Here is a 7,859-nt window from a genome sequence, read left to right as displayed (position 1 = left end):
CATCAAAACGCGGCGTAAATTGAAACTACAGCGAGCCTGAGCCTCCAAAGCCAATCAACCGCTCGTGTTCCAAATCATTTGATGACAGACAGTGGCGTTATGCATTGATTTAGTCAATATACCTAATTCTCATTATCTATTTGCCCTATAAAGGAATCCAACACAAGGTTGGGTATCGCTCCTGCATCGCCACACCTGTTAAAGAAGAATAACCGTGAAGGCATCGAACCTTTTCTATCAAAGTCGCGCGCGCCGCCCCGAAGTTGATCGCGCAGAAGGAATCTATATTTGGGGAAAGAACGGCCAGCGTTATATAGATGGTTCGTCCGGGGCGATGGTCAGTAATATCGGCCATTCAAACCCTAATGTTCTGGCTGCGATGCAAGCGCAGATGGACAGCGCAACCTTTGCCTATCGTTTACATTTTGAAAACGCCGCAGCCGAAGACCTGGCCACAGAAATTGTAGATCGCACACCGGAAGGCTTGGATAAGGTTTTTTTTGTTTCGGGTGGGTCCGAGGCCATGGAATCCTGCGTGAAGTTCGCGCGACAATGGGCGGTTGCTGGGGGGCAAGCCAGTCGGTGGAAAGTCATTTCGCGCTTTCCATCCTATCACGGTTCAACGTTGGGCGCGTTGGCGATTACCGGATACGGGCCGCTGACAAACGCGTTTGGGCCGCTTTTCAATGAAATGCCGAAAATTCCTGCGCCAACTTGCTATTTGGACCGCGACAACCTCTCTGACCACGACCGTGGTCTAAAGTATGCCGAGATGCTCAGGGATGAGATCATTGCCCAGGGGCCTGACACTGTTTTGGCCTTTGCTATGGAACCGGTGGGCGGTGCATCTACCGGCGCGCTAGTTGCGCCCGACAGCTATTACGGTCGGGTGCGTGAGATCTGCGACGAGTTTGGCGTCATGCTGATCATGGATGAGGTCATGTCAGGTGTTGGACGCACTGGTACGTTCTTAGCATCGGAGCACTGGAACATCCGCCCCGACCTTGTGGCACTGTCCAAGGGATTTGGTGCGGGCTATGCCCCGTTGGGGGCCATGATCGCCGACGAAGCGATGGTTGAAACCGTGCTGGACAGCGGCGGGTTTGCCCACGGCCACACTTATGCCGGCAACCCGCTTGCATGTAGCGCCGGATTGGCGGTTCTGAACGAGATCGACCGACTGGACCTGATGACCAATGCGCGGATCATGGGCGAAATCCTGATGGCGGGGCTCATGGACCTCATGGCGCGTCACCCGTTCATCGGTGATGTGCGGGGAAAAGGCCTGCTAACCGCCTTTGAAATGGTCTCGGATCGGGACACTATGTCACCATTGCCCAAGGACATGAACGCCTACGAACGGTTGGTAGAAATCTGCTACAAGCGCAACCTGATCACTTATTCGCGCCGAACCCGCGGCGGTATAGAGGGCGATCATTTCCTGATTTGCCCGCCTTTGATCGTCACCGAACCGCAGATCAACGAAATACTGAATATACTTGACGACAGTCTCCGGGACTTCGCCCGTGAATGCGCATAGGGGGTCTGACACATGGCGCAAAAGATTATCTTGACTTGCGCTGTGACGGGCTCGATTCACACGCCGAGCATGAGCCCACATCTGCCTGTTTCGCCCGACGAAATCGCCAAGTCTGCAATCGAGGCAGCGGAAGCCGGTGCATCTGTTTTACATCTGCATGCGCGCGACCCGGACACCGGCCGCCCAAGCGCGGATATCAAAGTCTTTCGCCAGTTCCTGCCAAGGATCAAGGACGCGAGTGATGCCGTTATTAACTTGACCACGGGTGGCAGCTCACAGATGAGTGTGGAACAACGGCTTTCGGCCCCTGTAGAACTGGCGCCAGAGATGTGTTCGCTCAACATGGGCTCCATAAATTTCGGCCTCTTCCCGATGAAGGATCGCTATTCCGATTGGACCCATGATTGGGAAGAGACCTTTCTGGAGAACACGCGCGACACTGTGTTTAAGAATACATTCCATGACATAGAAACCGTGTTTCGAATGCTGGGCGATGCCGGTGGAGCGCGGTTTGAATGTGAATGTTACGATGTGGGGCACATTCAGACGCTCGCCTTCTATCTGAAACAAAAGCGCATTGTACCACCGGTCTTTCTGCAATTTGTGATGGGAGTACTGGGCGGGATCGATGCCAGCCCACACAGCCTGATGTATTTGAAGGAAACGGCTGACCGACTGTTGGGCGACGCCTATGAGTTCTCGGCACTTGCCGCTGGGCGACAGCAGATGCCACTGGGCGCGATGAGCGCCATTCTAGGCGGGCATGTTCGTGTAGGTCTTGAAGACAGCCTGATGATCGGGCGCGGGCAGCTTGCAACCAGCAACGCCCAACAAGTCACTAAAATTCGATCCGTTCTGGAAGAACTGGGATACGAGATCGCAACACCTGATGAGACGCGCGTGATGCTCGGTCTCAAAGGAGCAGATAAGGTGGGGTTCTGACACTTGAAAGTCTTTTCTGATCAGGAACGGCAAGGCCAGCATAATCCTAGCGGGTTTCTGGTAAACGGTGTGATGCAACCCAACCCCGAAAAACCTGAGCGGTTGGAGCGCCTGCTTGCAGGCGTCGCGGCAGGCGGTCACGCGGTGTACACGCCAACTGATCATGGCCTAGCTCCGATCGCAGCGGTACACACCCCGGCCTACTTGAAGTTCCTGTCGACGGTCTATGAACGGTGGGCACGCATTCCCGACGCCACGCCCGAGATTTTCCCGAACGTCCACCCGGATCGCCGCACGGCCAGCTATCCCTTATCGGCAGTTGGTCAGGCGGGATTTCATGTCGCTGACATGTCCTGCCCCATCGGCGCGCACACCTGGGAGGCAGTGCGTTGGTCCGCAAACTGCGCCGTGAGCGCAACCCAAGCAGTATTGGACGGGGACAATGTGGCCTATGCGCTCTGCAGGCCACCGGGTCATCATTGCTTTAGCGATCTAGCCGGCGGTTTCTGTTATCTCAACAACAGCGCTATCGCTGCTCAATTCTTGCGGCAAACCCACGACCGAGTGGCGATTATCGATGTTGACCTGCACCACGGCAACGGAACGCAAGGCATCTTTTACGAACGCAACGACGTGTTCACCCTGTCCATCCACGCGGACCCGGCGCGGTTCTATCCGTTTTTCTGGGGCCACGCTCATGAGGTCGGAGAAGGCGCAGGCCATGGTTATAACTTCAACATGCCGCTTCCGCGCGGTACCGGCGATGACGGCTTTCTTAACGGGCTGTCGAGCGGTCTGACCCATGTCAGGAGCTTTGCACCAGGCGCCATCGTCATCGCGCTCGGTCTCGATGCTTTTGAAGGGGACCCATTCGGAGGTCTTGCCGTCTCAACACCTGGTTTTTCCGAAATTGCAAAGATGCTCTCAGCGCTGAATCTACCCACCGTGATAGTGCAGGAAGGAGGTTATCTTTGTGATGAGTTGGGCGACAATTTACATGCATTCCTGCGGGGCTTCGAGGGCGACGTGGAATGACAAACTGGGTAACATCAGAAAACCGTCGAGTACCGGACGCATGGATTGACTATAACGGCCATATGAATCTGGCTTATTACGTCATGGCCTTTGACGAGGCCCTGGATGTCATGCTGGATCAAGAGCTTGGCGTTGGCCCAAGTTACGCGAAGGCTTTCAATGCCGGACCGTTTGTACTCCAAAACCACGTCCACTATCTGGGTGAGCTATTGGTAGGCGAAGAGTTCTTTTGCCAGTTTCTAATGCTGGATGCCGACGTTAAACGTCTGCATATCGCGGGATCGATGATAAAGCTGAAAGATCAAACAACTGTCTGCGTGAGGGAGCAGGTACTCGTGAACGTCGATCACGGCACACGCCGCTCCGTCCCTTATCCGGTCGACATTCAAAACCGAATCGCCACTTTGATGGCTGAACACAAACCGATCGCCCGCCCTGCTCAAGTTGGAAGTCCAATCGGATTGATAAGACGATAATGGATCCGACGAACGGTCGTAGCCACCTCAGAACACACCCCGAAAATCCAAAATAGGGAGGAACCCGATCCAAGCAAGAATAACCCGTGAATAAAATTGCACTGCAATTTGTGTTCGCATAGTGTGACCAAACGCAACAATTCACAGCGGTCAGTAAAAGAAGCCAACGTAAAGAAGAACCGCAAACTGGGAGAAATCTAGATGAAATTCAAAAACGTTACCAAAGGCCTGATGCTTGGTGCCGTAAGCGCTCTAATGTCAACCGCGGCGCTGGCAGAAGACATGAAGCTGCGCTTTGCCGGTGTGTTCCCGATCGACCATCAGGGCACCAAGATGATGGAGCAGGTCGCCGCAGATGTAGCAGCGGCGAATGTGGGCCTGACAATCGAAGTTTTTCCGGCCAACCAGCTTGGGTCGGGCGAGGCGCTCTTTGAAGATGTAGCACGTGGTAACATCGATCTGGCGGCGGCATTTATCTATGCCGACACAGACCCGCGTCTGGAGTTTCTGTCGATGCCGTTCCTCGTAGGAGGCTGGGACGACATGGACAACATCATGCGCAACATGGACTCCGAGTATAATAAAATCTTGCAGGAAATCACCGACGAGTACGGTGTGCGCGTAATAGCCCAGAATCCCGAAGGGTTTGTTGGCATCGTGGCCACGCAGGAACCGACCAACTGGAACAACTTCGACGACAAAGGCATGAACATTCGTGTTTGGTCGTCGCCCGCCGTGAAATCCATGGTGGAAGCGCTTGGTTACCAGGCCACGACCATGGCGTGGGGTGATATCTTCCCTGCGATCCAGTCTGGTATTGTTGATGGCGCAATCTGCTGCACCAAAACGGCAACCTACTCGATCTTCGCGCAGTCGGATGTTGGTACGCACTTTGTCGAGTACAACTCGATCTCGGAACTGACTACGTTCTACGCGTCGCAGCGTACTCTGGACAAGTTGAACGACGAACAGCGCGCTGCACTGCAGACCGCAATGACCAAGGCGTCAGACGACTTCTTCCAGTATAACCGCGACAACGACGCGGCTTTTGGACAGAAGCTGATCGACAAAGGCTACACCATCCTGAGCCTGAACGACGAAGAGCAGGCCGCCATGGCCGCCCATATCCAGGAAAACATTTGGCCGATGATGGCCCAGAGCGTTGGCCAGGATGTGATCGACCGCCTGCTGGCCAGCAAGAACTGATAATCAGCACAATCAATCGGGCCGGCAACACTGCCGGCCCTTTCGCTATTTGCTCACTAAAAAAGAAAAAAGCGGGGGGACAGGCATGTCGATTGAGAAAGATGACATGACGACATATATCGGCGACGAAGACGCTGAAAAACCGCAGAAAATCACGGACGAACTTCCACCGATCATCGGGTATCCAATGAAAGCCATTGCATTTGTCATGCGGCAAATTGTGATGGCTTGTGGTTTCCTGATGGCTTTCACGTTTGGTGCAGTCGTCGTGATCAGATATGGATTTAGCGGCGACTTATTTGCCTATGAGGAATGGCTATTGGCCTTTTCAATCGTGGGCTTCTTCGCCGGAGCGGTTTTGGCATCTGCGCGGAACCTGCACATCAACGCAGACATCCTTGGCATCGTGATTCAAAACCCCCGGCTCATCTGGTGGCGCGGGTTCATTGTGTTGCTAGTTGAACTTATCGTGATCCTCTTTCTGGTTTGGGCCTGCTATGTATCGCTGCTTGACGACTTCTCGTTCCCACGGTTGAGGTCGACGCCGGTGTTGCGCATTCCGTTTGTCACCTGGCGTATCGCGATCATGTGCGCATTTGGCTTCATGGCGATGTTCACCGCGGCATATCTTTATGTGCATATCCGAAAGGGGCTCGGGCTTCCTTTGCGGTCCGAAACCCTTAAAGGAGCCGCGAAATGATTATCGGCGGAAGTCTTATTATTGTCTGCCTGATGCTCTTGCTGGGCGTCAGCGTCTATGTGGCGTTTGGGGCAGTTCTCATCTTTATTGCATTGGTTGGAGATCAATCCATCACGGGTTACCTACCGACTGGCGCAACCGGGATCCGCTCTTTGGTGCTGTTGGCAATTCCTCTCTTTATGATTGCCGGAGGCATTATGGAAAAAGGCCGGATCGCGGCGCCGCTGGTGGCGCTGGCCGAGATGTTCATAGGCCACATCAAAGGCGGTCTAAACGCAGCATCTGTGCTGGCCTGTGGAGTCTTCGGCTCGATCTCTGGCAGTGCGAATGCGACGCTGACTTGCATCGGCGGAATCATGATGCCGCACCTGAAAAAGGCAAATTACCCGAAGGGACAGTCCGCAGCGCTTATCGTGTCGGCAAGCCCTCTGGGTCTTTTGATCCCGCCCAGTTCATCGCACATTCTTTATGGCTGGGTAGCACAACAACACGTACTGAAGTGTTTTTTGTCTACGGTCATCCCTGCGATTATCCTGATCACGCTGTTGATCATTACCAACCAGTTTATGCTGCGGAAGTATGACGACATCCAATTGACAGATCGTCCCGATCCCTTCATGCCTGCGCTTCTGGGTCAAGGCCGTCTGGCCGGGCCTGCGCTTATGATGCCGATCATTATTTTGGGCGGTATTTACGGCGGCATCATGACACCAACCGAGGCCGCTGGCATTGCGGTATGCTATGCGATTCCGGTTGCGATCTACTTCTATCGCGGTCTTACCTGGAAAACCCTGGCGCAGACCATCCAGAACTCGGGCGTGACCATTGGCGTAGTTATGGTCATGATTTTCATGGTTCTGATCGTGTCGGACAACCTGATCTCTCAGGGCGCACCGCAACTGGCGAAGGACATGGTTTACTCTGTTTCGGACAACCCAATCATCATCCTTTTGATGATCAACGTCGTGATGATCTTAATCGGAATGCTGATGGACGACATCTCAGGCTTGCTGTTGGCGACGCCGATCCTGCTGCCGATCGCCCAAAGTGTCGGAGTTGATCCGATTCATTTTGCCGCAATCATTGGCGTAAACCTTGGGATGGCCAACATCACCCCGCCCACAGCACCACTGCTTTATCTTGGGGCTCAGATTTGCGACACGCCGGTGTCCAAGATGCTGTGGCCGACTCTGGTTTTCATAGTGTTCGCTTGGCTGCCAACGCTGATGTTGACTACGTTCATTCCTGAGCTTGCCCTGTGGCTGCCGGATCTGCTGCTCAGCCGTTGAGAGGACTGGCCGTGAACACTAAAAGGCGCCCGAATTTCGGGCGCCTTTTACGTTAGCGGACGGTCGTGTGACCAACCTGTTCCAACTTAATTACTCTGCATACTTTAGATCAAACGCGGCCGCATTTGACTTACTGAACATACAACCAGGAATGCAGACCGATCAGCGACGCGGTTACAGCGACCAAACTCAAGAGGCTGAGCGCGTCTCTATATTCTTTTGCCATTGCCTTCATCCTAATCAGGAGCTTCATTTACTCGGCTTACTTATGGGGCCATTCTCGTTCTGACTACCAAGAATTCTCGCATACTCGCTTTGCAAACTCTGCATACCAGGGCTGTTTCGCAAACTATTGAAGAGGTTGTAATCGACCTCTAACGTGCCAAGCTTATCGTGGCAGCTGATCCCTTTGGAAGTTTGCTTCAGGCCCCACAAAGTTACCAGCCTGATAACCTTGACAGAACTTGCCTTTTTCACCCACAGAAAAATCGATGGAAGCTGTCGCAACCAATAGGCCAGCTTCGAACGGTCGAAGAAGTAGGGGGGAGTTGTCTTTATTCGGATGATTCACGATAGCCGCCTGTCTGCCATCAGCACTCATGGAACAGAATAGGTTGATTGCGTAACGGAGGATTTCAGGCTCATCGTAACCATCAGAGAGTGGAGATGAG

The 7,859-nt window shown here is 53.7% G+C and carries 8 protein-coding genes; 7 read left to right on the top strand and 1 reads right to left on the bottom strand.

Annotated features, from left to right (window positions below; genetic code table 11):
* Positions 1–208 precede the first annotated feature (208 nt).
* The 7 genes from ACR0K9_RS21260 to ACR0K9_RS21230 all read left to right on the top strand — a co-directional run bounded on the left by ACR0K9_RS21260 (position 209) and on the right by ACR0K9_RS21230 (position 7,188).
* A complete protein-coding gene (locus ACR0K9_RS21260; RefSeq protein ID WP_480826074.1) occupies positions 209–1,540 on the top strand; it encodes an aminotransferase family protein in 1,332 nt (443 codons plus the stop codon).
* Positions 1,541–1,552: 12 nt separating this feature from the next.
* Complete coding sequence (gene kce, locus ACR0K9_RS21255) at positions 1,553–2,482, top strand: 3,5-dioxohexanoate:acetyl-CoA acetone transferase (protein WP_480826073.1); 930 nt, start codon at positions 1,553–1,555, stop codon at positions 2,480–2,482.
* 3 nt (positions 2,483–2,485) lie between these two features.
* Entirely contained in the window at positions 2,486–3,517 is a 1,032-nt protein-coding gene (locus tag ACR0K9_RS21250) for a histone deacetylase family protein (protein WP_480826072.1), read from the top strand.
* Positions 3,514–3,993, top strand: a complete 480-nt coding sequence (locus ACR0K9_RS21245) for a thioesterase family protein (RefSeq protein ID WP_480826071.1) — start codon at positions 3,514–3,516, stop codon at positions 3,991–3,993. The genes ACR0K9_RS21250 and ACR0K9_RS21245 overlap by 4 nt, the downstream gene beginning before the upstream one ends.
* 201 nt (positions 3,994–4,194) lie before the next feature.
* Entirely contained in the window at positions 4,195–5,199 is a 1,005-nt protein-coding gene (dctP, locus tag ACR0K9_RS21240; RefSeq protein WP_480826070.1) for a TRAP transporter substrate-binding protein DctP, read from the top strand.
* An 85-nt stretch (positions 5,200–5,284) separates the two neighbouring features.
* Positions 5,285–5,899, top strand: coding sequence for a TRAP transporter small permease (locus ACR0K9_RS21235; RefSeq protein WP_480826069.1), 615 nt, complete (start codon positions 5,285–5,287; stop codon positions 5,897–5,899).
* A complete protein-coding gene (locus ACR0K9_RS21230) occupies positions 5,896–7,188 on the top strand; it encodes a TRAP transporter large permease (protein ID WP_480826068.1) in 1,293 nt (430 codons plus the stop codon). Before ACR0K9_RS21235 ends, ACR0K9_RS21230 begins: the two co-directional genes overlap by 4 nt.
* A gap of 388 nt (positions 7,189–7,576) precedes the next feature.
* Here the strand turns inward: ACR0K9_RS21230 and ACR0K9_RS21225 are convergent.
* The coding region (locus ACR0K9_RS21225; RefSeq protein ID WP_480826067.1) for a hypothetical protein at positions 7,577–7,859 on the bottom strand (283 nt) is incomplete at its 5' end.

It is taken from the genome of Ruegeria sp. L12, from assembly GCF_056531745.1.
Note: the sequence above shows the minus strand (reverse complement) of the source record. Positions and strands in the feature narration are given on the sequence as shown.

Coding starts and splice junctions, on each gene's coding strand:
- kce (WP_480826073.1), top strand. CDS start 1,553: ATGGCGCAAAAGATTATCTTGACTTGCGCTGTGACGGGCTCGATTCAC.
- ACR0K9_RS21245 (WP_480826071.1), top strand. CDS start 3,514: ATGACAAACTGGGTAACATCAGAAAACCGTCGAGTACCGGACGCATGG.
- dctP (WP_480826070.1), top strand. CDS start 4,195: ATGAAATTCAAAAACGTTACCAAAGGCCTGATGCTTGGTGCCGTAAGC.
- ACR0K9_RS21235 (WP_480826069.1), top strand. CDS start 5,285: ATGTCGATTGAGAAAGATGACATGACGACATATATCGGCGACGAAGAC.
- ACR0K9_RS21230 (WP_480826068.1), top strand. CDS start 5,896: ATGATTATCGGCGGAAGTCTTATTATTGTCTGCCTGATGCTCTTGCTG.